18 protein-coding genes and 1 pseudogene are annotated in these 24,039 nt (G+C 72.0%); 12 read left to right on the top strand and 7 right to left on the bottom strand.

Annotation, left to right across the window (positions count from 1 at the left end; translation table 11 throughout):
- Nucleotides 1–55: 55 nt before the first annotated feature.
- Nucleotides 56–1,051 (bottom strand): aldo/keto reductase, encoded by a 996-nt coding sequence (locus FCG67_RS06005; RefSeq protein ID WP_136907978.1) that lies wholly within the window; start codon nt 1,049–1,051, stop codon nt 56–58.
- Nucleotides 1,052–1,159: 108 nt separating this feature from the next.
- Entirely contained in the window at nt 1,160–2,512 is a 1,353-nt protein-coding gene (locus tag FCG67_RS06000) for an acetyl-CoA C-acetyltransferase (RefSeq protein ID WP_136907976.1), read from the bottom strand.
- 116 nt (nt 2,513–2,628) lie between these two features.
- On the opposite strand from FCG67_RS06000, the gene FCG67_RS05995 reads away from it, so the two are divergent.
- Entirely contained in the window at nt 2,629–3,975 is a 1,347-nt protein-coding gene (locus FCG67_RS05995) for a 3-oxoacyl-ACP reductase (RefSeq protein WP_077040208.1), read from the top strand.
- Nucleotides 3,975–4,862 (top strand): MaoC/PaaZ C-terminal domain-containing protein, encoded by an 888-nt coding sequence (locus tag FCG67_RS05990; RefSeq protein ID WP_136907974.1) that lies wholly within the window; start codon nt 3,975–3,977, stop codon nt 4,860–4,862. The genes FCG67_RS05995 and FCG67_RS05990 overlap by 1 nt, the downstream gene beginning before the upstream one ends.
- A gap of 72 nt (nt 4,863–4,934) precedes the next feature.
- Here the strand turns inward: FCG67_RS05990 and FCG67_RS05985 are convergent, their stop codons facing one another.
- Both FCG67_RS05985 and FCG67_RS05980 read right to left on the bottom strand, forming a co-directional pair.
- On the bottom strand, nt 4,935–5,528 hold the full coding sequence (locus FCG67_RS05985; protein ID WP_077040206.1) for a TetR/AcrR family transcriptional regulator: 594 nt from the start codon (nt 5,526–5,528) through the stop codon (nt 4,935–4,937).
- Nucleotides 5,529–5,654: 126 nt separating this feature from the next.
- Nucleotides 5,655–6,785 (bottom strand): glycoside hydrolase family 3 N-terminal domain-containing protein, encoded by a 1,131-nt coding sequence (locus tag FCG67_RS05980; RefSeq protein ID WP_136908153.1) that lies wholly within the window; start codon nt 6,783–6,785, stop codon nt 5,655–5,657.
- Nucleotides 6,786–6,924: 139 nt separating this feature from the next.
- Between FCG67_RS05980 and FCG67_RS05975 the strand changes: the two genes are divergently transcribed.
- The 4 genes from FCG67_RS05975 to FCG67_RS05960 all read left to right on the top strand — a co-directional run bounded on the left by FCG67_RS05975 (nt 6,925) and on the right by FCG67_RS05960 (nt 13,312).
- Nucleotides 6,925–7,392, top strand: coding sequence for a universal stress protein (locus tag FCG67_RS05975; RefSeq protein ID WP_077043410.1), 468 nt, complete (start codon nt 6,925–6,927; stop codon nt 7,390–7,392).
- A 67-nt stretch (nt 7,393–7,459) separates the two neighbouring features.
- A complete protein-coding gene (locus tag FCG67_RS05970) occupies nt 7,460–8,566 on the top strand; it encodes an isochorismate synthase (protein ID WP_136907972.1) in 1,107 nt (368 codons plus the stop codon).
- A gap of 83 nt (nt 8,567–8,649) precedes the next feature.
- On the top strand, nt 8,650–8,820 hold the full coding sequence (locus FCG67_RS05965) for a DUF2613 domain-containing protein (protein ID WP_077040203.1): 171 nt from the start codon (nt 8,650–8,652) through the stop codon (nt 8,818–8,820).
- A 37-nt stretch (nt 8,821–8,857) separates the two neighbouring features.
- Nucleotides 8,858–13,312 (top strand): alpha-(1->3)-arabinofuranosyltransferase, encoded by a 4,455-nt coding sequence (locus tag FCG67_RS05960; protein ID WP_136907970.1) that lies wholly within the window; start codon nt 8,858–8,860, stop codon nt 13,310–13,312.
- A 23-nt stretch (nt 13,313–13,335) separates the two neighbouring features.
- Here the strand turns inward: FCG67_RS05960 and FCG67_RS05955 are convergent.
- Nucleotides 13,336–14,385 (bottom strand): annotated as a pseudogene (locus FCG67_RS05955) (acyltransferase family protein); the annotation flags it as partial.
- Between the two features lie 202 nt (nt 14,386–14,587).
- Here FCG67_RS05955 and pgfA point away from each other — a divergent pair.
- Together pgfA and FCG67_RS05945 are read left to right on the top strand one after the other, a co-directional pair.
- On the top strand, nt 14,588–15,763 hold the full coding sequence (gene pgfA, locus FCG67_RS05950; RefSeq protein WP_136907968.1) for a cell envelope lipid trafficking protein PgfA: 1,176 nt from the start codon (nt 14,588–14,590) through the stop codon (nt 15,761–15,763).
- Between the two features lie 101 nt (nt 15,764–15,864).
- Nucleotides 15,865–16,620, top strand: coding sequence for a Mut7-C RNAse domain-containing protein (locus FCG67_RS05945; RefSeq protein ID WP_136907966.1), 756 nt, complete (start codon nt 15,865–15,867; stop codon nt 16,618–16,620).
- On the opposite strand, the gene FCG67_RS05940 is transcribed toward FCG67_RS05945, so the two are convergent.
- Entirely contained in the window at nt 16,617–17,819 is a 1,203-nt protein-coding gene (locus FCG67_RS05940; RefSeq protein WP_136907964.1) for a polysaccharide biosynthesis protein, read from the bottom strand. The two genes, FCG67_RS05945 and FCG67_RS05940, sit on opposite strands and share 4 nt — an antisense overlap.
- A gap of 6 nt (nt 17,820–17,825) precedes the next feature.
- Between FCG67_RS05940 and FCG67_RS05935 the strand changes: the two genes are divergently transcribed.
- Nucleotides 17,826–19,649 (top strand): MmpA family trehalose lipid delivery protein, encoded by a 1,824-nt coding sequence (locus FCG67_RS05935; protein WP_425467796.1) that lies wholly within the window; start codon nt 17,826–17,828, stop codon nt 19,647–19,649.
- Here FCG67_RS05935 and FCG67_RS05930 read toward each other — a convergent pair.
- Nucleotides 19,572–20,810 (bottom strand): glycosyltransferase family 4 protein, encoded by a 1,239-nt coding sequence (locus tag FCG67_RS05930; protein ID WP_136907962.1) that lies wholly within the window; start codon nt 20,808–20,810, stop codon nt 19,572–19,574. The two genes, FCG67_RS05935 and FCG67_RS05930, sit on opposite strands and share 78 nt — an antisense overlap.
- Nucleotides 20,811–20,965: 155 nt before the next feature.
- On the opposite strand from FCG67_RS05930, the gene FCG67_RS05925 reads away from it, so the two are divergent.
- The 3 genes from FCG67_RS05925 to FCG67_RS05915 all read left to right on the top strand — a co-directional run bounded on the left by FCG67_RS05925 (nt 20,966) and on the right by FCG67_RS05915 (nt 24,009).
- Nucleotides 20,966–21,721: a class I SAM-dependent methyltransferase gene (locus FCG67_RS05925; protein WP_136908149.1), complete on the top strand. Its 756-nt coding sequence runs from the start codon at nt 20,966–20,968 to the stop codon at nt 21,719–21,721.
- 84 nt (nt 21,722–21,805) lie between these two features.
- Nucleotides 21,806–22,717 (top strand): ROK family protein, encoded by a 912-nt coding sequence (locus FCG67_RS05920; protein ID WP_136907960.1) that lies wholly within the window; start codon nt 21,806–21,808, stop codon nt 22,715–22,717.
- 89 nt (nt 22,718–22,806) lie between these two features.
- Nucleotides 22,807–24,009 carry a phosphotransferase family protein gene (locus FCG67_RS05915; protein ID WP_136907958.1) on the top strand — a complete coding sequence of 401 codons (1,203 nt, stop codon included), beginning with the start codon at nt 22,807–22,809 and terminating at the stop codon, nt 24,007–24,009.
- The last annotated feature ends 30 nt before the right edge of the window (nt 24,010–24,039 follow it).

The following is a 24,039-nucleotide window of genomic DNA, read 5'->3' as shown; positions in this document are numbered from 1 at the left end:
CGGACTCCGGACGGGCGGCTCGCGCCATCGAGCGGGCTCCCTCGGCGGGGTGGTCCTACTCCCGGCCGAAGGACACCCAGGTCGGATCAGCCGACCGCGCCCCGACCGTGATCGCGGCCAGCTCGTCGAGCCGGGCGATCAGGTCGGCGGGCAGCTCGAGCGCCGCCGCCTCCGCGTTCTCGGTGACCCGCGCGGCGAAACGCGTCCCCGGGATCGGCACCACCGGCAACGAGAACTCGCGACCCTTGGCGTACAGCCAGGCCAGCGCGACCTGGGCCGCCGTCGCATCGGACTCGCGAGCGACCCCTTCGATCACCTCGATCACCTTCGCGTTGCCGGGCAGCGACTCGGCATCGAACCGGGGGAACCGGCGGCGCAGATCGGACTCGCCGAGCGCGGCCGGGTCGTAGGTGCCGGTGAGGAAACCCCGACCGACCGGCGAGTACGGCACGAAACCGACACCGAGCTCGGCGGCGGTGGGGACGACGCTGCGCTCGACGTCGCGGCTCCACACGCTCCACTCGCTCTGGATCGCGGCGATCGGGTGGACCGCGTTGGCACGGCGCAGCTCGTCGCCGGTGGCCTCGGAAAGCCCGAGGTGTCGCACCTTCCCCGCGGTCACCAGCTCGGCCATCGCGCCGACCGTCTCCTCGATCGGGACGTTCGGATCGACCCGGTGCAGGTAGTAGAGGTCGACGCTGTCGACGCCGAGGCGGCCGAGCGACGCCTCCAGAAAGCCCGCGACATGCTCGGGTCGGCCGTCGATGCCCCGCTGTCCCGCGGCGATGTTGCCGACGAGACCGAACTTGGTGGCCAGCTGCACCTCGCCGCGTCGGGTGCGCAGCACCTCGCCGACGGCCTTCTCACTGTCGCCGTTCCCGTACACGTTGGCCGTGTCGAGGAAGGTGACGCCGATGTCGATCGAGTGGTGCAGGGTGGCGAGGGCCTCGGCCGGGTCGACCGGTCCGTAGACGGGGGCCACCGACATGGCCCCGTACCCCAGGGCACTGACGTCGAGTCCTTCGGCGAGCGCAACGGTGCGAACAGTCATGGCTCGTATCCTCACGCACCACAAAGAGAAACGCACGGTCTGGGATCATCGTGATTCCAGACCGTGCGTCGACAGCAGCGACAGGCTCGGCGGCCTGCCCGTTCGGTTTTACCGCTCGATGATCGCCGTGACGCCCTGGCCGCCCGCCGCACAGATGGAGATCAGGCCGCGTCCGGATCCCTTCTCCGCGAGCATCTTTGCCAACGAGGCCACGATGCGGCCGCCGGTCGCCGCGAACGGATGCCCGGCCGCGAGCGAGGAACCGTTGACGTTGAGCTTGCTGCGGTCGATGGAGCCGAGCGCGCCGTCGAGGCCGAGCCGCTCCTTGCAGTACTCGTCCGACTCGAAGGCCTGCAACGTCGCGAGGACCACCGAGGCGAACGCCTCGTGGATCTCGTAGTAGTCGAAGTCCTGCAGGGTGAGCCCGTTGCGGGCCAGCAGGCGCGGGATCGCGTAGGTCGGCGCCATCAGCAGCCCGTCTGCGCTATGCCCGCTGGGCGCATGCACGTAGCTGACCGCCGCGGTCTCCGAGTCGACCAGGTGCGCGAGCACCGGCAGGTTCCGCTCGGCCGCCCACTCGTCGGTGGACAGCAGCGCCGCCGAGGCACCGTCGGTGAGCGGGGTGGAGTTGCCCGCGGTCATCGTCGCGTCGCCGAGCTTGGTGCCGAACACCGGCTTGAGGGTGGCCAGCTTCTCCACCGTCGAGCCGGGCCGAAGGTTGTCGTCGCGGGTCAGCCCGAGGAACGGGGTGACCAGGTCGTCGAAGAACCCGCGGTCGTAGGCCGCCGCCATGTTCTTGTGGCTGGCCGCGGCGAGCTCGTCCTGGTCCTCCCGGCGGACGCCGAACTCCTTGGCGGTGATCGCCGCGTGGTCGCCCATCGACATCCCGGTGCGGGGCTCGCCGTTGCGCGGGATCTCGAGGCCCAGCATGGAGGGGCGCACGTTGCCGAGCAGCTTGATCCGGTCACCGGTGGTCTTGGCCCGGTTGATCGAGAGCAGGAACTCGCGCAGCGCGTCGTTGACGCCGATCGGGGCGTCGGAGGTGGTGTCGACGCCGCCGCCGATGCCGGCCTCGATCCGGCCGGAGGCGATCGCATCGCCGACCGCGATGATCGACTGCAGGCCGGTGCCGCAGGCCTGCTGCAGGTCGTAGGCCGGGGTGTACGGGCTCAGCGCGCTGCCGAGGACGCTCTCGCGCATCAGGTTGAAGTCGCGGCTGTGCTTGAGCACAGCGCCGCCGACCACCATGCCGAGCTGCTCACCCTGCAGATTGAAGCGGCTCACCAGGCCGTCCAGCGTCGAGGTGAACATGTCCTGGTTCGATGCCTGCGCGTACGCCTTGTCGGAGCGCGCGAAGGGGATGCGGTTGCCGCCGACGATGGCGACGGGGCGAAGCTGCTTGCCGCCCGCGCTCGGGGCTGCTGCGGCCGGCTTCTTGGCGGTTCGGGCTCTGGTGGTCACGTCGGTCTCCATGTATGTGGGATCCTGCCTCGACATCGAACTTACTCCAGAGTAAGTTCAATGTCGACACCGCACCCGAAATCCGGGTGCCCCGATTGCGACAAAGAAGGTGGACCGTGGCAGCCAGCAAGGGCGCTCCCGACCTCTACTCCCAGTTCCTCTCCTCCGCGCCGGGCGCGTTCATCGCCAAGCAGGCCGGACTGCCGCAGCCCGAGAAGCTACGCCGGTACAAGGCAGGCGAGCCTGCGCTGGCAGGCCCAGTGCTGATCGGCGGCAAGGGCCGCCTGGTCGAGCCGCTGCGGAACCTGCTCTCCGACTACCCCGCCGCCGCACCCCACGACGACCGCCTCGGCGCGCTCGTCTTCGACGCCACCGGCATCGGCCAGGTCAGCGAGCTGGTCCAGCTCTTCGAGTTCTTCCAGCCGGTGATCCGCAACCTCGCGCCCAGCGCCCGGGTCGTGGTCCTCGGCACCACCCCCGAGGAGACCTCGGGCGTCGACGAGCAGATCGCCCAGCGTGCGCTCGAGGGCTTCACCCGCAGCGTCGGCAAGGAGGTCAAGCGCGGCGCGACGGCGCAGCTGGTCTACGTCTCGCCGAACGCCTCGACCGGGCTGTCCGGCGTCGAGTCCACCCTGCGTTTCCTGCTCTCCGCCAAGTCCGCGTTCGTCGACGGCCAGGTCATCCGCGTCGGCGCCGCCGACTCCGTGGCCCCGGCCTCCTGGGACCGCCCGCTCGAGGGCAAGGTCGCCGTGGTGACCGGTGCCGCCCGCGGCATCGGCGCGACCATCGCCGAGGTGCTCTCGCGCGACGGCGCGAAGGTCATCTGCGCCGACATCCCGGCCGCGGGCGAGGCGCTGTCGGAGACGGCGAACAAGGTCGGCGGCACCGCGCTTGCCCTCGATGTCACCGCCGACGACGCGGGCGAGAAGCTGGCCGAGCACCTGCTCGAGCGCCACGGCGGCGCCGACATCATCGTGCACAACGCCGGCATCACCCGCGACAAGACGCTCGCGAACATGGACGACGCCCGCTGGAACATGGTGATCGCCGTGAACCTGGCTGCCCCGCAGCGGATCACCGACACCCTGCTCGCCAAGGGCGCGCTCCGCAGCGGTGGCCGCGTGGTGGACGTGTCCTCCATCGCCGGCATCGCGGGCAACCGCGGCCAGACCAACTACGGCACCTCCAAGGCAGGCGTCATCGGCCTGGTCCAGGCCACCGCCCCGGTGCTGGCCGAGAAGGACATCACCATCAACGCCGTCGCGCCCGGCTTCATCGAGACCGCGATGACCGCGGCCATCCCGTTCGCCACCCGCGAGGCCGGCCGTCGGATGAGCTCGCTGTTGCAGGGCGGCCAGACCGTCGACGTCGCGGAGCTGGTCTCGTACTTCGCCAGCCCCGCGTCCAATGCCGTGACCGGCCAGGTCGTCCGGGTGTGTGGCCAGTCCCTGATCGGCGCCTGATGTCCGCGCGCAAGGGCGATCTCGTGCAGCTCACGGAACAGCCCAAGACACTCGAGATCTACGCCCGCGCGGCGCTCGGCGCGCTGCCCGTGGTCGGCAAGTCGGGCACCAGGCGCAGCCTGCCGAAGCAGACCATCGCCCTCGAGGGGCTGCGGGTGAACCCGGACAACCTCGCCGCGTACGCACGGGTGTGCGGGCTGCGGTTCGGCGACACCCTGCCGATCACCTACCCCTTCACCCTGGTCTTCCCGACCGTGATGAAGCTGATGGTCTCGGCCGAGTTCCCGTTCCCGGCAATCGGTTCCGTCCACACGGACAACGTGATCGAGCAGCTGCGCCCGATCTCCGTCAGCGAGCCGCTGGACCTGAAGGTGCACGCGGAGAACATCCGCAGGCACCCCAAGGGCACCCAGGTGGACCTCGTCAGCGAGGTGTCCGTCGGCCGCGAGCTGGTCTGGCGGCAGGTCAGCAGCTTCCTGAAGATGCACCCGACCGGCGAGCCGAAGGAACCGAAGCAGGTGCACGCGGACGAGGTGCCGCCGCGCCCGATGCGGACGCTGCGGGTCGATCAGTCGACCATCAGCCGCTACGCCGCGGTGTCCGGGGACCGGAACCCGATCCACGTCTCCTCCCTCGGCGCCAAGGCGTTCGGGTTCCCGCGCACCATCGCGCACGGGATGTGGAGCGCGGCCGCGGTGCTCGGCGCGGTCGAGGGCCGGATCCCGGACCGGGCCACCTACAGCGTCAAGTTCGGCAAGCCGATCGTGCTGCCCGCCACGGTGAACGTCTACGCCGATCAGGTGCCCGGACCGGACGGCACCGGCTGGGACCTGGCGCTGCGCCACCCGAAGAAGGGCTATCCGCACCTGACCGCGACCCTGCGGTAAGGCGGCTCCGCCGCCTGTGCGCGGTTGACGAGTCCAGGGACTCGTCAACCGCGCACGGGCGCGCAGCGCCTACTACTTCTTCTTGCCCGACAGACCGCGCCAGGCCAGCCGCTCGAGCAGGTCGGCCGCGGCGTCCACGGCGATCTCCCCGCCCGCGATCCGGTCCGCGACGGCCTCGCCCGCGCCGACCAGCGCGACGGCCATGATGGAGAAGTCGGTCCCCTCATCAGGATCCTTGGTGCTCGATTCGAGGAGCTTGGCGGTGAGCTCGATCAGCCGGTCGCGGGAGCCGCGCACCTGGCCTGCGAACGCCTGCTGCCCGATCGCCTGCCGATAGAGCACCATCCAGGACGAGCGATTCTGATCGACGAAGCCGAGGAACCCGACCAGGGCGGCCCGCAGCTGCTCGCGTGGGGACAGGCTCGGGTCGCCCGCGGGCGTGATCGCCTCGACGAACCGCAGGCCCTCGCGGTGGATGCAGGCCGCGAACAGCTCCTCCTTGGAGCCGTAGTACAGGTAGAGCATCGGCTTGGAGATCTGCGCGGCAGCGGCGATGGCGTCCATCGACGTGTCGTGAAACCCGTTGACGGAAAACACCTCGACCGCGGCGTCGAGCATCTGCTGCTCGCGAACCGCCCGAGGTAGGCGTTTGGTCCCGCCAGCCATGTGCCCTCCAGAGGTAAGACCCTTTATCTTACTCTAGAGTAAGTAGATCGATTGACGTCCTACATTCTGCCGGATCCGCCCGTTGCGCCCGCACGCGGCCGGTTTGTGCGCCGGAAAAAGCCGCCGCTAGCAGGTGACGACGCCCTTGGCCCGCGCCACCCGCAACACGGAATCGTCCACCTGCTGCTGGCTGAGCTTGCCGGAGGCCACCAGCGCCTCGAGGTGGTCGAGGACCTCGGGCACCTCGTCGGTGGTCAGCCACAGCGCGACATCGGCGCCCGCCGTCAGGGCCGCCGCCACCGCCTGCGGGGTGTCGAGCTTGTCGGTGATCGCACGCATGCCGCTGAGGTCGTCGGTGAAGATCGGTCCGTCGAAGGCGGGCGCGCCGTACCCGGTCCCCGTCCGCAGCAGGGTCATCGCGGCGGGACTGATGCTCGCGGGCACGCCTGGCGCGGTCAGCCCGGGGACCTCCAGATGCCCGACCATCACCCCGACGCCGGTGTCCACCAGCTCTCGGAACGGCACCAGGTCGCGGGACTGCAGCTGGTCCAGCGGCGGCGTGGTGACGGCACCGGTGTGCGAATCACCCGACGCCGCACCATGTCCCGGGAAATGCTTGATCACCGGCAGCACACCCGCGTCGCGCAGGCCGCGGGCGTACTCCCCGGCGTACTCGGTGACGACGTCCGGGTCGTCGCTGAACGAACGGTCCCCGATCACCGAGTTCGCGGGCTGGCTGCTGACGTCCACGACGGGGGCGTAGTTGACGGTGATGCCGAGACCCCGCAGGCCCCGCCCGCGTTCCAGCGCCATCTCGTAGGTCTGCTCGGGCGTCATCGTCTCGGCAACGGTGCGCGGCGGCGGATCCTCACCGAGCAGGTCCGCGACCCGCGACACCCGGCCGCCCTCCTCGTCGATGGTGACCATCAGCGGCACCTTCGCCACCGCCTCGACCTGCGGCACCTGTTTGCCCGCCAGCATCGACTCGTCGGTCCAGCTGCCGATGAAGATGCCGCCGATCTGCTCCTTCCGCACCACGTCCACCGCGTCGGCGGTCCCGGTCACACCCACGTTGAGCAGCTGCGCCAGCTTCTGCCGGCCCGTCAGGGAGGCGAGGAAGTCCGCACCGCAGTGCGCAGGCAGCGTCTGGTCCCTGGCGCCGGTGACGAGGTCGTGCTCGGGCACCGCCGAGGGGGAAGGCGAGGCGGGGGGCGACGGCGTGGTGTCGGTCGCGTTGTTGCCGCAGGACACGAGCATCCCGAGACCGAGGACGAGGGCAACGGCGCGGGGCACTCGAGTGATCTTCACAGTTCGAGGGTAGGACAGATCGCCCGGCCGCCACACCCTCCAACGGGTAGCGTGAGATGTGGATCGCCCCCGAAACGAGGAGGTCTCGATGCCTGCAGATCTGATGCTCATCGCCTACGACGGCTCCGACAATGCCAAGCGCGCAATCGAATACGCCGGCCGCTTTCTCAGCGCCGAACGGGCAGTGGTGATGACCGCCTGGGAGCCGATGGTCCGCCAGGCCGCCCGGATGTCCGGGCTGTCCGGCGTGATGCAGCCGGAATGGGTTCCGGACGAGGAGTCCGAGGACATCGCGCTGACCGACGCCAAGGCCATCAACATCGAGGGCCTGGATCTGGCGCGGGACGCGGGCCTCAACGCCGAGGGCCGGACCGTGGAGTGCGTCACCACCATCTGGACCACCATCGTCGAAGCCGCAGACGAACTGAACGCGGACATCATCGTCACCGGCACCCGCGGCACCACCGGGCTGCGGTCCCTGCTGCAGTCCTCGGTCGCCGACCACGTCCTGCGGCACAGTCACCGCCCCGTACTGATCGTCCCGCCGGGCGCATAGGCCACCGGGCACCGAGCCACCGGCCGGGCAGGCCGCCGCGCGGGCGCGGGACTATCGTCGTGAACCGATGGACGGTTTCCTGCTCTCCCGCGCCGACCGGACCCTGCGCACCTCCGGGAGCCGGGAACGGTTCCACGAGATCGACGCCGCCGCCGAGGCTCTCGCGCGGCGTGACGTACCGCTGGTGGTCGGCGCGCTGCCGTTCGACCCCGCCGAGCCCGCCGCGCTGACCGCGCCGGAGACCGCGCGTTTCACCGACGGCCCGTGGCGGCCGGAATCGCTGCCCGCCCTGCCCACCGTGCGCTTGACCGAGGAACTGCCCGCGCCCGCGGAGCACCTGCGCCGGGTGGCCCGCCTGATCGACCGGCTCCGCGACGGCGACCTGCAGAAGGTGGTCGCGGCGCGCTCGGTGGTGCTCTCGGCCGCCGCGCCCATCGACCCGTGGTCGCTGCTGGCCCGGCTGGTGTCGCGGGACCACGCGGGCAACGGCTTCGGCGTCGACCTGTCGCCCGCGGGCGACGGCTACGCCGGGCACGCTCTCGTCGGGGCCAGCCCCGAGCTGCTGCTGCGCCGCACCGGCCGCGAGGTCGAGTGCTTCCCGCTGGCAGGCACCGCCCCGCGACACCCCGACCCCGACGAGGACCGCGCCGAGGGACAGCGGCTGCTGGCCTCGGCGAAGAACCTGTCCGAACACGCCTTCGTGACCGAATGGATCCGCTCCGTCCTCGCCCCGGTCTGCACCGAACTGACGGTGCCGCAGTCGCCCCGACTGATCGGCACCCCCGCGGTGTGGCACCTCGGCACCCCGATCGCGGGTGTGCTGCGCGACCCGGGTCCGTCGGCGCTGGAGCTGGCCCGCCTGCTGCACCCGACGCCGGCCGTCGGCGGCACCCCCACCGACGGTGCGATCGTCGCGATCCGCGAGTGCGAGGAGCCGCGCCGGTTCTACGGCGGCGCGGCGGGCTGGTGCGACCACGACGGGGACGGCGAGTGGGTGGTGGCCATCCGGTGCGCCGAGATCGACGCGGACGGGCTGCGCGCGCGGGCGTGGGCGGGCGGGGGCATCGTGGCCGCCTCCGACCCCGATTCCGAGCTGGCGGAGACGTCCGCGAAGCTCCGCACGCTGCTCGGGGCGCTCGGCGTCGACCCCGAGCCGGTCGGCCGCGGCGCGTAACCGGTAAGCGAACCCGACCGTCGGGTCCCAGGTGATACCTTGACGCGAGACGTTTCCGGTCAGTAGCAAATGGGAGATCCGAGATGAAGTTCCTTGTCCCCGGTGTGGCAAGCGCAGTGATCGGTGCGGTGCTCGGTCTGGGCGCCGTCTTCGGGGTTACTGCGGCCGCGTCGGACAACACTCGTCCGGACATCGATCGCAGCGGCAACGCCGATTCCTCCCTGCTGAACCAGGTTGAGTACGGCAGCCGTTAAGAACGCTGGAAGCGCGAGTTCCCGCACTCCTTCTGTCTTGGCGTCCGAGGCGCCGAACAACGCCCCACTGACCCGTCGGTGGCTGTTCGGCGCCTCCGCCATAGCGTTTCTTCTGGCGTTCCTGCAGGCCCCCGGCCAGCTGGTCGCCGACACCAAGTTCGACCTCACCCAGAACCCGCTCGGGTTCCTCGAGCGCGCGTCGCACCAGTGGAGTAGCCAGGCACCTCTGGGCCAGGTGCAGAACCAGGCCTACGGCTACTTCTTCCCGCACGGCGCCTTCTTCAGCCTCGGCGAACTCGCGCACATCCCGCCGTGGATCACCCAGCGCATCTGGTGGGCGCTGCTACTCATCGCCGGGTTCTGGGGCATCATCCGGGTCGCCGAGGCCCTCGGCATCGGCAGTCGCAGCTCCCGGATCATCGCGGCCGTGGCGTTCGCGCTGTCGCCGCGGGTCCTGACCACCCTCGGGTCGATCTCCTCCGAGACCCTGCCGATGATGCTGGCGCCCTGGGTGCTGCTGCCGGTCATCCTGGCGACGTCGTCGCTCGTGAGTACGTCCGGCCCCCAGGGGGACCAGAAGTACTCACCGGCGCGGCTCGCCGCCCAGTCGGCGCTCGCGGTCGCGCTGATGGGCTCGGTGAACGCCGTCGCCACCGCGGCCGCGTGCCTGGTCGCCGCCCTGTGGTGGGCCGCGCACCGCCCGAACCGGCGCTGGTGGATCTTCACCGCGTGGTGGATCCCGCTCTGCCTGGTCGCGACGGCGTGGTGGATGGTGCCGCTGCTGCTGCTCGGCAAGGTCAGTCCCCCGTTCCTTGACTACATCGAGTCGTCCGGGGTCACCACCCAGTGGACGAACCTGGCGGAGGTGCTGCGCGGCACCGACAGCTGGACGCCGTTCGTCTCGCCCGAGCGGATCGCGGGCGCGGTGCTGGTCACCCAGCCCGCCGCGGTCCTCGCGACCGGACTGATCGCCGCCGCAGGCATGGCCGGGCTGGCGATGCGCTCGATGCCTGCCAAGGGCAGGCTGGCGCTGATCCTGTTCGTCGGGCTGGCGGGCCTGGCCGCGGGCTACGTCGGCGACCTCGGCTCCCCCATCGCCGAGCAGGTCCGGGTGTTCCTCGACTCCGGCGGCGCCCCGCTGCGCAATGTGCACAAGCTCGAGCCGCTGGTCCGGCTGCCGCTGGTCCTCGGTCTCGCGCACCTGCTCGGGAAGGTCCCGCTGCCGGGGTCGGTCCCCCGCGCCCGCTGGCGGACCGCGCTCGCGCACCCCGAACGCGAGCCGATGGTCGCCCTCACCAGCCTGATCCTGGTCGCGCTCACTTTGGCGACCTCGCTGGCCTGGACCGGCAAGCTCGCGCCCCGCGGCGCCTATCCGGAGGTGCCGGCGTACTGGCACGAGGCCGCGGACTGGCTCGGCGAGCACGCGGCGGGCACCTCCCCCGACGGATCCGACGCGCAGCGCGCGCTGGTGGTGCCCGGCGCCCCGTTCGCCACCCAGTTCTGGGGGCTGACCCGCGACGAGCCGATGCAGGCACTGGCGGACACCCCATGGGCGGTGCGCGACGCGGTGCCGCTCGTGCCGCCAGGCGCCATCCGCGCCCTGGATTCCGTTCAGCGCCTCATCGCGGACGGCAGCCCGTCGGCCGGTCTGGCGGAAACCCTGCTGGGACAGGGCATCGGCTACGTCGTGGTGCGCAACGACCTGGACCCGGAGACGTCCCGCTCGACCCGTCCGGCGCTGGTCCACCAGGCCATCGACGGGTCGCCCGGGCTGGAGAAGGTCGCGCAGTTCGGTGAGGACATCGGCGCGGGCGAGGCCGACGGGCTGGTCACCGACAGCGACCTGCGGCCCAGGTACCCGGCCGTCGAGATCTACCGGGTCACCGTCCCCCGCGAGCGGGAGGTACCCCCACCAACCCTGCCCGGCGCCGCAGGCTCCGGCCCGTACACCGTGGACCTGAACGGGGCTCCGAGGGTGCAGGGCGGACCGGAATCGTTGCAGCGCTTGGCCGCACGGCGCGACCTGGGCGACGCCGGCCTGGACCTGCCCGCCGGCCCGGTGCTGCTGGCCGCCGACGCCGAGCGCGCCGGACTGCCGGTGGACTCGGTGGTCGTGACGGACACCCCGACCGACCGCGAGACCGACTACGGCCAGGTCGACAACCACAGCTCGGCGCTGCGCACCCCCGACGACCCGCGGCGCACCCACAACCTGGTGCCGGACTACCCGGTGTCGGGAGCGCCGCTCGTCACCGGCGAATGGGACGGCGCGCGGATCACGGTGTCCAGCTCGGCCTCCGACGCCACCCAGCTCGGCGGCACCTCGCCCGGCAGCGGTCCGGCGGCAACCGTGGACGGCGACCCGGCGACCGGCTGGTTCAGCAACGGCCTGGAAAGCGCTCTCGGACAGTGGATCCGATTGGACTTCGATGCGCCCGTGACCAGCGGCCTGCTGAAACTGCGGACCAGTCCCGGGTCGCTCGGTGTGCCCGTCAAGCAGCTCGAGGTGACCACACCCAACGGCAGCACCGCCGTCCGCGTCGGCAAGCCGGGCGAGGTGATCACGGTGTCCCTGCCGACCGGTAAGACGGACTGGCTCAAGATCACCGCGACCAAGACCGAGGACGGCTCGGTGGGCACCCAGTTCGGTGTCAGCGAGATCTCCGTCGAGGACTTCTCCGATCGCGACGCCCCGGTACCGGTGCCGATCCGGTTCCGCACCGTGCTGCCGCCCACCCCGGCGGACGCGACCGTCGCCGGCTGGGACCTCGGCCAGGAACTGCCCGGCCGGACCGGCTGCGTCGAGGCCCCGGACCGGGTGCGGTGCAGCCGGGGACTCGGCCTCGCCCCGGAGGAGCCGGGTACCTTCCAGCGCACCCTGTCCGCACCTGCCGCCACCGCGGTGACACCGCAGCTGGTCCTCCGCTCCCGGCAGGGCCCGGCGCTCGACGCACTGCTCGCCGAGCCCGGCCGCGCGCAGGCCGTCGGGCAGGCCGCCGTGGGCGACCTGCGCGGGTCCGCCTTCGCCGCCACCGATGGTGACCCCCGCACGGCATGGACCGCATCCGAGGACACCACCAGCGGCAAGGATGCGAAACCGACTCTGACGGTGAATCTTCCGGAGCCGACACTGGTGACGGGACTGAACCTGACACCGAGCCTCGGCGCCCTCCCCGCGGCCCCGACCACCGTCGCGGTCGACCTCGGCACCGGACCCCAGGTCCGGGATCTGACCGGTGACGAACCGATCCGCCTCGAACCCGCCGTCACCGACCGCATCGTGCTCAGCCTGGTCGACTGGGAGGATGTCCTCGACCAGACCGCCCTCGGCTTCGCGAAGGTGCAGCCGGCCGGGCTCGCGGAGATCGGCGTCCTCACCACCACCGAGGACGGAACCGACCTGGTGGTGGCAGGCACCGGGGTGGAGGAACAGCCCACCGACCGGACCGTCACCGTCGGTTGCGCCGACGGGCCGACGCTCTCGCTCGCCGGGCGGACGCTGCGCGCCTCCGTCACCGCGACCGTGGGGCAGTTGCGATCCGGCGCGCCGGTGCCCGCAACCGTGTGCGCGGGCGACACCGCCGGCGTCGACGAAACCGAGAGCACCGCAGTCGATCCCGATGTGCTCGCGGCAACCGCGATCTCGCTGCCCGCCGGACGTCAGGACGTCACCGTCGCGCCCGGCGCCGCATTCTTCGTCGACGGACTGCAGCTCGCCGCCACCCCCTCGGCCGGAACCACCGCTGCGACGGCGGCGCAGGACGCCGTCCGCGTGGCCACCGACGGATGGACCCCCAACCAGCGGGCACTGCGGGTGGCCGCCCCCGACGGCGACCGGCTGCTGGTGGTGCCGGAGTCCCACAACATCGGCTGGGTCGCCACGGCACCCGACGGCGCCGAGCTGACGCCGGTCGTCGTCAACGGCTGGCAGCAGGGCTGGATCGTGCCCGCGGGCACCGACGGCACCGTCGTCCTCGAGTTCCCGACCGACCGCTGGTACCGGCTCGGCATCTTCGGCGGCCTCCTGCTGCTGATCCCGCTGCTGCTGCTCGCGGTTCTCCCCGCCCGTCGATGCGTGGCCGCGGGCCCGGCGCCGCGGACCTGGCACGCCGTCACCGTCGGCTACCTCGGGCTACTCGCGCTCGCGACGGTGATCGCCGGACTGCCGGGCACGATCGTCGCGGCGCTGGTCACCGGCCTGGCACTGGCGCTTCGCGTCCGACGCGGGCCTGCGAGCGCCGCGCGCATCCTGGTCGGAATCGCCGGGGCGGGCAGCATGCTCAGCGCCGCCCTGCTGTCCACCGGTCCGTGGCGGGCGCTCGACGGCTACGTCGGCCACTCGGTGCTCGTTCAGCTCCCGGCGCTGATCGCGGTGGTCGCGGTGGGGCTGGCCGCGTTGCCGCTGGCTTCCTCGGCCCGCGCCGCCCGGGCCTTGCGGTGTCTCTCCCAGTTATTCACCGCGAGGCGGGTCGGCTCCTCGACCAGCGCGTAGCTCGCGGAGGCGACGGCCAGGCTCAGGCAGGTCGTCACCACGAGCACGAACACGAAACTCCCGCTGAACGGCACGATGCCGAACACCGGGAAGATGATCGACAGCACCGCGAGGTGCCAGATGAACAGCCCGTAGGACCAGCGCCCGATCGTCAGCGAGAGCGGGCTCGCCAGGATCCGGTGCTTCTCGGTGTCGCCGAGCACCAGCGGCGCCAACAGCGCGAACGCGAGCACCGCGCCCAACGCGATCTTCACCGAGTACTGCCACGGCTCGGCGCGCGTGAGCCCTTCCGGCCCAGCGAGATCCGTGCACGAGAGCGCGAACGCGGCCACCGCGATCGCCGCCATCAGCACGCGCCTCCGCGCCAGCCGGTGCACCGGGCTGTCGACCTGCAGCGCGAGTTCGGCCAGCACCATGCCCGCCGCGAACCACGGCAGGTATCCGGGCAGCCAGTTGTCGGAGTGGATGGCGTCCGGGGTCGGCACCGGCAGGAACACCCAGCCCAGGCTGAGCGCCGCCGCGCCGAGCAGCACCGGGACCCGCAGTCGCGCGGTCACACCGCGCAGGCCGACGAACGCCAGCGCGATCAGCGGGAGCAGCGCGTAGAACGCCACCTCCACCGACAGGCTCCACATCTGGGTCAGTCCGCCGGTCAGCGTCAGCGGTACGAACACCTGGGCAAGGCCGAGGTTCGCCAGCCACACCTGCAGCCCGCCGCCGGCCTCCGGGAGGAACAGCAGGATCAGCACGACCGCCACCCAGTAGGCGGGCAGGATGCGGGCGGCGCGGTGCAGCAGGTACCGCCCGACCGGCGGGGACGTGCCCAGTCCGCGGGCAGCCGCCGCGTGCGGGCGCCACAGCAGGAACCCGGACAGCGCGAAGAACAACGCCACCGCCATGTCGAATCGGCCCCAGATGCGGCCGAGCACCGGATCACCCGTCGCGCCTGTCTGAAATGCGACGTGGGTGACCAGCACACCGAGCGCGGCGAATCCCCGCATGCCCTCCAACGCGGGGATGAACCCGCGCGGTGCTGACACGACCTGCTGCGGGTGGAAAGCCTCGGTACTCATTTGCCGACCAGTCTGCCCCAGCCTCGGCGTGTCCGAGGAGGACACCCGGATGCCATGACACGGAAATACGGCGTGCCAGCGCAATCGGACACTGGACACTGTTACTGTCTGGCTCACTGAGTGTCGCAACCCGGACGCTCTGCGATCGGTGCCGCCCACGGCAGCACCTCGGGCTGACAATGATTGACGAAGGAGATTCAGCATGGCGGGACGCTCAGGGCCGAGCAGGACACTTGCCTGCATCCTGGTGGGGCTCGGCGCTTTCCTATTGGCGGCCGCTCTCCTCATCCCGACGTACACCGTCGGCAAGCTGAAGAAGACACCGCTCGATCTCGAGGTCACCACGGTGGCCGAGGGCATCGGCGACGTCCTCGACTCGAAGTCCCTCACCGCGGGCAAGGCCGTCGTCAACAACAACGTGCCGCTGGTCGCCCAGCGTTACGTCACCGTCGTCGACCCGTCCGACGCCGAGAAGATCACCGTCCAGGCCGGCCAGACGCTGCGCCGCACCGACAAGCAGGGCGACACCGGCCTGCTGACCGCGAGCGTCGACACCGTCACCCTTGACCGGGTCAGCTCGATGCCGATCCAGGATCCGATCGGGTCGATCCAGACGCAGCCCGACAAGCCGGCCGAGGAGGTCGAGCACACCGGCCTGCAGTACAAGTGGCCGTTCGACGCCGAGCAGCAGGCGTACCCGTACTTCGACCTGAACGCCCGTTCCACCCAGGACATCAACTTCGTCGAGGAGACGGAGATCAACGGGATGAAGGTGTACCACTACAACCAGACGGTGGAGCCGGTCGACCTGTCCAAGGTCGTCGCATCGCCGACGAACAAGCTGACCCTGCCCGCCGCCGTCTGGGGCGTCGAGGGCGGCGACGCGCCGGTCACCATGACCCGCTGGTACGCCAACGAGCGCGACATCTGGGCCGACCCGGTCACCGGCGTCGTCGTCAAGGGCCAGGAGAAGCTGTACCAGTACTACGCCCGCACGGCCGACAAGCCCGAGGTCACGGTCATCAAGGCCACGCTGCCGTTCAACGAGGACACCATCGAGTACCAGATCGGCCAGGCCAAGGACGGCGCGGACAAGCTGTCCATGTTCGGCCGCACCCTGCCGATCATCCTGGGCATCCTCGGCCTGATCTCCCTGATCGCGGGCATCTTCCTCGGAGTCCGCGGAGGCAGCGGACCGAAGACCCCCGCCACCGCGAACGGCGCGGACACCACCCCGAGCGGCCCCGCGCACGAGTCGTACGACTCCGGCAACGCGGAGACCGAGCAGTTCCCGCGTCACGACTGGACCTCGGACAAGACGGAGGAGTTCCCGGCCGTCGACACCCGCGACCAGGAACCGCCGACCACCCGCCTGTAGGCACCACGCCTCAGCACGCAACGCGAAGGGCCCGCACTCATCTCGAGTGCGGGCCCTTCGCGTTGCCGGGCGTAGGTTGGGCGGTAGTCGAGAGCGCGCACATGAGTCCGTCCCGTCACCGCTGCGAGTTCCGCTTCTACGAGGAGCTGAACGACTTCCTGCCGCCCGCGCTGCGCAAGGCCGACGTCCCGCACGACTTCGACGGCACCCCGACGGTGAAGGACCGGATCGAGTCGCTGGGGGTGCCGCACACCGAGGTCGACCTGATCCTGGTCGACGGCGACTCCGTCGGATTCGGGCACCGGCTGCGCGGCGGCGAACGGGTCGCGGTCTACCCCGTGTTCGAGCGCTTCGCTCTCGACGGCCTCACCCGACTGCGCCCGCTGCCGCTGCGGGAGCCGCTGTTCGCGGCCGATGTGCACCTGGGCCGGCTCGCCTCCTACCTCCGCCTGCTCGGCTTCGACTGCCTGTACCGCAACGACTTCGCGGACGAGGAGTTGCTCGCGCTCTCGCTGAGTGAGCACCGGACGGTACTGACCCGCGACATCGGTCTGCTCAAACGCGCGGCCCTGCGCCGCGGCGCCTTCCTGCACGAGACCGACCCGCGTCGGCAGCTCCGAGAGGTGCTGGACCGGTTCCAGCTGGATGCGCGGATCGCGCCGCTGACCCGGTGCGCCCGCTGCAACGGGCCCATCGCCCCGGTGCCGAGACGGTTCGCGGCGGGACTGGTACCGGCAGGCGTCGCCCGCGAACAGCGCGAGTTCAGCCGCTGCGGTTCCTGCGGCCGGATGTACTGGCCGGGCAGTCACCTGGTGCGGCTGCGTCGGCGCCTGGCCGCGGTCGGGGTGCGGCTCTAGCTCTCCGCGGCGCGGTCGGCGCCGCGCAGGGCCGCGACGCTCACCACCGCCGCCGCCAGCGCGGCCGTGCCCACCGCGATGGTGATCAACTGCTCGATCGTCGATGCGAAGCCCAGGATCAGGACGACCTCCACCGCCAGCGCCGCCCATGCGGCCAGCGCCAGCCGGGTGCGCTCGCGGGCGATTGCCGACAGGAGCGCCCCCTGCAGCACCGCGAGGCACGCCCCGTCGAGCGCGAACAACCACAGCAGGCCCTGCACCGGGGCGTAGGCCTGCCCGACCAGCAGCGGCGCCAGCGGCGCGACCAGTGCGACGCCCGCGACCGTGACCGCGCCGAGCCCCACCAGCACGCCGAGCGCCGAGCGCACCGCCCGCGCCGAGTGCGTCGGGCTGGCCATCCGCGGGTACAGCACCACCCCGACCGCGGCGGGCAGCCAGAATGCCGCCTTCGTCGCCACCGCGCCAAGCGCGTACTGCCCGGCCTGCGACTCGTCGAGCACCACCCGGGTCAGCAGCAGGTCCGCCGAGGACAGTGCGATCAGCGCCAGCTGGACCTGAGAGGCGCGCAGCACCGCCGCGACCCCGACCGGGACGGCCCGCTCGGCACCGGCGATCGCGCCCTCGCGGCCGACCAGCACCCGGGCGCCCGCCGCCACCGCGCCGGTCCCGATCGCCGCCACCGTCAGCGCCGCGCCCGCCCCCCAGCCGATCGCCAGGGCCGCGACCGCGGGCACCACCTTCGCGATGCCCGTGGCGGCCAGGATCACGCTCAGCTCACCGAAGCGGCCGCGCCCCTGCAGGATTCCCTGTTCGGTGGCCAGCAGGACCAGCAGCGGCGCCGTGAGCAGCGCGGCGGCCGTCGCACCGACCCCGGTGTCCAGCACCGCCGCCACCGGGACCACCAGCGCAGCAGCGATCACTGCGACGATCACCGCGCACCGGCGGCCGAGTCCGCGCAGGGCGGCATCGCCGTCGCCGAGCACCACCTCGCGAGCGACCACCGTCTGCAGGGCCAGCGCGGGCACCGCGAGGACCAACTGGGCGGCGAGCAGGCTCGCGAACTCGCTGTAGCCGGCCGGCCCCAGCCAGCGGCTGGCGAGCAGGGCCAGCACGTACGAGGCCAGATTCGCGGTCATCGAGCCGACGGTCACCATCGTCATCCCGGCCACCGCGGAGGTGGCGGCGGGGCGAGGTGTCATCCGCCCATGATCGCACCCGTTATCGTCGGGACCATGATCGCGCGGCCCGCGGGGCTCACCCGGGCCGTTCCCGCGCTGTATTCGCTGGCGCTCGCGGCGCTCATCCTCGGGCCGCTGCTCGGCCCTGGTTACCTGTTGCTGCGCGACGCGGTGAGCACCCCGCGCTCGTACCTGACCGATTCGGCGTTGGGGCTGACGGACGCCGCCGCGCGCGCGGTCCCGCAGGACGCCTTGATCGCCGCGCTGACGTCGGTCGTGGACGGCGGCCTGGTGGTGAAGGCGATCCTGCTGTCGGCGCTGTGGCTCGCGGGGTGGGGTGCCGCCCGGATGGTCGCCGCGCTGCTCCCGACGACCGGACTCGGTCCGCAGCTGCTGGCCTCGACGGTGTTGCTATGGAACCCGTACGTGGCCGAGCGGCTGCTGCAGGGGCACTGGAGCCTGCTGACCGGGTACGCGGCGCTGCCGTGGACGGTGCTCGCCGCGCTGCGCCTGCGGCGCTCGCCCGTCCCGTGGTCGCCGCGGTCGTGGTGCCCGCTCGGGCTCACACTGGCGGCCGCCGGGCTCACCCCGACCGGCGCGCTGCTGGCCACCACGCTGGCCGCGGTGTTGCTGGCCCTTCCTGGCGGCGCGGGCGCGCGGTGGTCGCGGCTGGCGGTGACCGCCGCGCTGGCGGTGGCGGCGTCGGCGCCGTGGCTGACCGCGACGGCGCTCTCCGGCGCAGGCGCACAGGGATCGGACCCGGCCGGGGTGGCGGCGTTCGCCGCGCGCGCTGAGCCGGGACTGGGGACGCTCGGCAGCCTGGCCGGGCTCGGCGGGATCTGGAACTCCACGGCGGTCCCGGCGACCAGGACCGGGATCTTCGCCCTTGTCGGGACGGCGGTGCTGCTGGCGGTGGTCGCGTGCGGGCTGCCCGCGCTGTGGCGGCGCCGCGGCAACCCGGTGATCGTGGCGCTGGCCGTGGTCGCGGCCGCGGCGGTCCTGCTGCCCGCGCTGGCCGCCACCGGCTGGGGCCTGACCGCGGGCGAATGGGCGGCGACCCGGGTGCCCGGCGCCGGGCTGCTCCGCGACGCCCAGAAGTGGGTGGCGCTGGCGGTGCCGTTCTACGCTCTGGCCGCGGCGGCCGGGGCCGGCGCGCTGGCCCGGCTCGGCGGCCGGGTGTTCGGCACGGCGACAGCAGGACGGAATCGAACGGGGGCCGCCGCCGCGGTCGGGATCGTCGCGGTGCTGATCGCACTGCCCGACCTGGCCTGGGGGGTGGGCGGGGCGCTGCGGCCGGTGCACTATCCGGCGTCCTGGGAGCGCGTCGCCTCGCAGCTGCGGACCGCCGACGAGAGCGGCGACGTCGCGGTGCTGCCCGCCGGGATGTTCCGGCTCTTCCCCTACAGCGGCGACGCCCCTGTCCTCGACCCGGCGCCGCGGATGCTGCCCGAGGACGTGCTGCAGACCGGCGAACTGATCGTCGCGGAGGGCACCGTCGAGGGCGAGGGCAGCAGGGCCCGCGACGTCGAACGACTGCTGCTCGCAGGCGAAGACGCGGATGGCCTGGCGAACCTGGGGGTGCGGTGGGTGCTGCTCGAGCACAGCACCCCCGGCCCGCTGGGGCAGTCGCGCCGCACGCTCGATCAGCTCGACGAGGTGTACGCCGACGAGGAGTTGTCGCTGTACCGGATGGCCGGGCCCGTCGAGGTCACCGCCGCCGACCCCGTGCGCCGCGCGGCCTCCGTCGCGGCCCACCTGGTGTGGGCGGCGCTGCTAGCCGGCAGCGCGCTGGGACTTCTGGCCCACCGGGCCCGCGACCGCCGCGGCCGGGGCCGCGCCGATCAGGCCTGAAACGGACCGTCCGGCGGCCGACGCCGACAGCACGGTGCGCACCCCGGACGCGGTCTGCGCCCAGGAGAACTCCGCGGCCCGCGCGCGGGCCTTCTCACCGAGCTCGGCGCGTTGCTCGGCGTCCACCAGAAGGGATTCCACCGCCTCGGTCAGGTCCGCGACGTCGCTGTCCGCGACCTCGTCGCCGCCGACCAGCGACCCGGTGACCCCGTCGATGATCGAATCGGTCAGGCCCCGCGAGCTGCGGTAGCCGACGGTCGGGACGCCGTGCAGGGCGGCCTCGATCACGGCGAGACCCCAGCCCTCCTTGCGCGAGGGCATCACGTGCACCCAGGCCCGGGAGAGCAGCTCGTGCTTGCGATCCTCGGGGACGTGCCCGTGGAAGGTGACGGCGTCGGCGATGCCGAGTTCGTGCGCGCGGACCCGGAGGTTCTCCTCCCACCAGCCGCCGCCGATCACGTCCAGGTGCAGGCCGGGGGTGTCGCGGCGCAGCGTCGCGACGGCGGAGAGGGCGTCCTCGATCTGCTTGTGCGGCACCAGCCGCGAGAGCACGCACACGCTGGGGTGTTCGGTGCGGGTGTCGTCGGACCCGATCCGCACGGCGGGCGGGACCGAGTCGGCGCCGTTGCGCACCACCGCGATCCGTTCCCTGTCGACGCCGAGCGCGGTGAGCTCCTCCGCGGAGGGCAGCGACACCGTCAGGTACTGGTTGCGGCGGTGTACCCGCGGCGACAGGGTGGACTCGACCCACCAGCCGACGCGGGCCATCAGCCGTCCGGCCACCGGCCACTGCTCGCGGTGGCAGTGGTGCACGAGGACCGTGACCGGGGCGCCCGCGACCGCGCGCGCGAAGAAGGGGATGCCGTTCTGGGTGTCGATCACCGCGTCCGGGCGTACGCCCTTGAGCGGGCCGATGCCGAGGCGACCGAGCGCGATGGCGACCAGCGCCCGCGGGTAGACGGTCAGCCGCCCGCCGCCGCGACTGATCGCGATGCCGTCGAGGGTGTCCGTGCGCGGCGCGCCCCGGTAGCGGGCGGTGCGCAGCGTGACCTTGATGCCCTGCTCGGCGAGGCCGGCCCCGACCTGCTCCAGGTAACGCTCGCTGCCGCCGCCCTGCGGGTGCCCGCTGTCACGCCAGCACAACAGCAGAACCTCGCGCACGGTCACAACTCCTGTTTCGGATGGCTACGGCCGCGGGGTGGCGGTCAAGAGGACACAATAACCGCTGCGCAGCGCGATCGTGTCCGCTACGGTGATCCGTCGATCCGGGCGTCTCGGCGCGGCCGCTATGGTTCCTACCCGTGACCGCCCTTCCCGTGACCCGCATTTTCGCCCGCCGGGCCACCCTCCGCCGGTCCGTCGGACTGCTCGGCGACTTCCGCCACGAGCAGGACGACCCGGACCTCTTCTACGGCGCGTTGGCACGAGATTCGCTGGAGCTGATCGAGGACCTGTACGCCGGGATGACCGGTCAGGACCTGACCGGGCGGACCGTGCTCGACGTCGGCGGCGGTCCCGGCTACTTCGCGGAGGCCTTCCACCGGGCAGGCGCGCGCTACATCCCGGTCGAGCCGGATCCGACCGAGATGCACGCGGCTGGGCTGACGGTCGGCGGGGCGATCAGGGGTTCCGGGATGGCACTGCCGTTCCGCGACGACAGCGTCGACATCTGCTTCTCCTCCAACGTCGCCGAGCACGTGCCCGAGCCATGGACGATGGCCGACGAGATGCTGCGGGTCACCAAGCCGGGCGGGCTGATGGTGCTCTCGTACACCCTCTGGTGGGGACCGTTCGGCGGGCACGAGACCGGACCCTGGCACGTGTTCGGCGGCGAGTACGCCGCCCGCCGCTACGCGCGCAAGAACGGCCGCGAGCCCAAGAACCGGTTCGGGGTGTCGCTCTTCGACGTCGGTGCTGCCGACGGATTGCGGTGGGCGCGCACGACTGCGGACGGCGAACTGCTCGCGGCGTTCCCGCGGTACCACCCGCGCTGGGCCTGGTGGATGGTCCGCATCCCCGGCCTGCGCGAACTGCTGGTGAGCAACCTCGTCGTGGTGCTGCGCAAGAAATAGGCGCTGACGCGCCCGTGCGCGGTTGACGAGTGTCTGGACTCGTCAACCGCGCACGGGCGGCGCAGCCGCCTACGCTTCTTGGCCATGACGGGACTGGCCCTGGACATCGGCGGCACCAAGCTCGCGGCGGGACTGATCTCCCCCGACGGCGAGCTGCTCGCCGAGAAGCGCAGCCCGACCCCGGCCACCGGGGTGTGGGACGCCGCCGCGACGCTGCTGCGCGCGGTCGCCGACGGGCACACGATCACCGGTGTCGGGATCGCCTCCGCGGGACCGGTCGACATCGAGGCCGGCACGGTCAGCCCGCTGAACATCCCCGACTGGCGCGACTTCCCGATCGTCGACGCGGTCCGCGAGCTGTTCCCCGGGGTGCCGGTCCGGATGGCGATGGACGGGACCTGCACCGCGCTCGGCGAGTACCGCTTCGGCGCGGGCCGCGGGACCGGCAACATGCTGGGCATGATCGTCTCCACCGGGGTGGGCGGCGGGGTACTGCTCGACGGCAGGCCCGTCGGCGGCCGCACCGGGAACGCCGGGCACATCGGGCACGTCGTGGTGCCTGGCGCCGAGGACATCGCCTGCGCGTGCGGCGGCATCGGCTGCCTGGAGGCGGTGGCGAGCGGACCCTCGTCGGTGCGTTGGGCGAACGAACAGGGCTGGACGGGCACGACCGGGCTCGAGCTCTCGGAGTCCGCGCAGGCGGGCGACGCGATCGCGCTGGCCGCGCTGCGCCGGTCCGGGACCGCGGTCGGGGTGGCGATCGCCTCCGCCGCCGCGCTGCTGGACCTGGACCTTGCGGTGGTCGGGGGCGGTTTCGCGCAGTCCGGCCCGCCGATGTGGGAAGCGATGCGGCGGGCCGCCGCGGCCCGCGCAGGCCTGTCCTTCACCCGGGGGCTCCGGATCGTGCCCGCGGAGCTCGGCGGGCGCGCCACCCTGATCGGCGCGGGCGCCCTGACACTCGGCGATCAGCCGGATCCAGGTTTCGTTCAAGCCTGACACGAAAAGGGGGCTGATTTGCGCCCGGAAGTTCTGTAACGTGTTCTAGTGTGCTTCTCACCACACCTCTGACGACGAATGAGGGCACCGTGAGTACAGCCGACATCACCCAGGACAACGGCGAGAACTTTGCCGAGGTCGCCCGCCCCACCGGATCGCAGCGCGACACCGCCGAACTGGGCCGCGAGCTCCAGGAATGGCTGACGGGCAGGCTGCCCGACGGCGCCGACCCCGCGGTCTCCGACGTCCGACTCCCTGCCGCGAACGGCATGTCCAGCGAGACCATCCTGTTCGACGCGACCTGGACCGAATCCGCCACGGACCCGCTTGCCGATGCGGAGCCGGGTACCCGCCGCACGCACGAACTGGTCGCACGCGTCGAACCCGGCGCCTCCTCGATGCCGATCTTCCCGAGCTACGAGATGGGCACCCAGTTCGCGGTCATGAAGACCGTCCGCGAACTGTCCGACGTCCCCGTCCCCGCGGCCTACTGGAACGAGCCGGATGCCGGGCCACTCGGCGCCCCCTTCTTCGTCATGCAGCGGATCGACGGCGACGTGCCGCCCGACGTGATGCCCTACAACTTCGGTTCCTGGGTCACCGAGGCCACCGAGGAGCAGCGCCGCGCCCTGCAGGACTCGTCCGTCGAGATCCTGGCCGGGCTGCACGCGATCCCGGATCCGCTGGAGCACTTCCCGTTCCTGCGACTGCACGAGGCGGGATCCACCGCCGAGGAGTCGTTCCGGGCGCACCTGGCCCGTCAGCGCGGCTACTACGAGTGGGCGACGGCGGACGGGCCGCGCTCGCCGCTGATCGAGCGCTGCCTCGACCGGCTCGAGGCGACCGTGCCCGCCGACGACTCCCCCGCCGTGCTCTGCTGGGGCGATTCCCGGATCGGCAACGTCATGTACCGCGACTTCACGCCGGTTGCGGTGCTCGACTGGGAGATGGCCGCGATCGGCCCGCGCGAGATGGACCTCGCGTGGATGATCTTCCTGCACCGCTTCTTCGAGGATCTCACCACGATGGCGGGGCTGCCGGGCCTGCCCGACTTCATGCGCCGCGACGACATGGCCGCGCGGTACCGGGAACTCACCGAGCACCAGCCGGAGAACCTGGACTACTACAGCCTCTACGCCGCCCTGCGGCACGCCATCGTCATGTTCCGGGTGCAGAGCCGCGCGATCGCGTTCGGCCAGTCCGAGCGCCCGGCCGATCCGGACGACATGATCCTGCACCGCAAGGCACTCGAGGCCATGCTCGACGACACGTACTGGGCGCAGGTGCGCTGATGGACGACCTTCACCGAGGAGGACCCCCGA

The sequence above is a fragment of the Rhodococcus oryzae genome (assembly GCF_005049235.1).
Lineage (GTDB): Bacteria > Actinomycetota > Actinomycetes > Mycobacteriales > Mycobacteriaceae > Rhodococcus_G > Rhodococcus_G oryzae.
Note: the sequence above shows the minus strand (reverse complement) of the source record. Positions and strands in the feature narration are given on the sequence as shown.

Excerpts from the sequence above, each read along its gene's own strand:
- FCG67_RS06005 (WP_136907978.1), bottom strand. The coding sequence starts at position 1,051 with ATGACTGTTCGCACCGTTGCGCTCGCCGAAGGACTCGACGTCAGTGCC.
- FCG67_RS05990 (WP_136907974.1), top strand. The coding sequence starts at position 3,975 with ATGTCCGCGCGCAAGGGCGATCTCGTGCAGCTCACGGAACAGCCCAAG.
- FCG67_RS05985 (WP_077040206.1), bottom strand. The coding sequence starts at position 5,528 with ATGGCTGGCGGGACCAAACGCCTACCTCGGGCGGTTCGCGAGCAGCAG.
- FCG67_RS05980 (WP_136908153.1), bottom strand. The coding sequence starts at position 6,785 with ATGCTCGTGTCCTGCGGCAACAACGCGACCGACACCACGCCGTCGCCC.
- FCG67_RS05975 (WP_077043410.1), top strand. The coding sequence starts at position 6,925 with ATGCCTGCAGATCTGATGCTCATCGCCTACGACGGCTCCGACAATGCC.
- FCG67_RS05970 (WP_136907972.1), top strand. The coding sequence starts at position 7,460 with ATGGACGGTTTCCTGCTCTCCCGCGCCGACCGGACCCTGCGCACCTCC.
- FCG67_RS05965 (WP_077040203.1), top strand. The coding sequence starts at position 8,650 with ATGAAGTTCCTTGTCCCCGGTGTGGCAAGCGCAGTGATCGGTGCGGTG.
- pgfA (WP_136907968.1), top strand. The coding sequence starts at position 14,588 with ATGGCGGGACGCTCAGGGCCGAGCAGGACACTTGCCTGCATCCTGGTG.
- FCG67_RS05945 (WP_136907966.1), top strand. The coding sequence starts at position 15,865 with ATGAGTCCGTCCCGTCACCGCTGCGAGTTCCGCTTCTACGAGGAGCTG.
- FCG67_RS05940 (WP_136907964.1), bottom strand. The coding sequence starts at position 17,819 with ATGACACCTCGCCCCGCCGCCACCTCCGCGGTGGCCGGGATGACGATG.
- FCG67_RS05935 (WP_425467796.1), top strand. The coding sequence starts at position 17,826 with ATGATCGCACCCGTTATCGTCGGGACCATGATCGCGCGGCCCGCGGGG.
- FCG67_RS05920 (WP_136907960.1), top strand. The coding sequence starts at position 21,806 with ATGACGGGACTGGCCCTGGACATCGGCGGCACCAAGCTCGCGGCGGGA.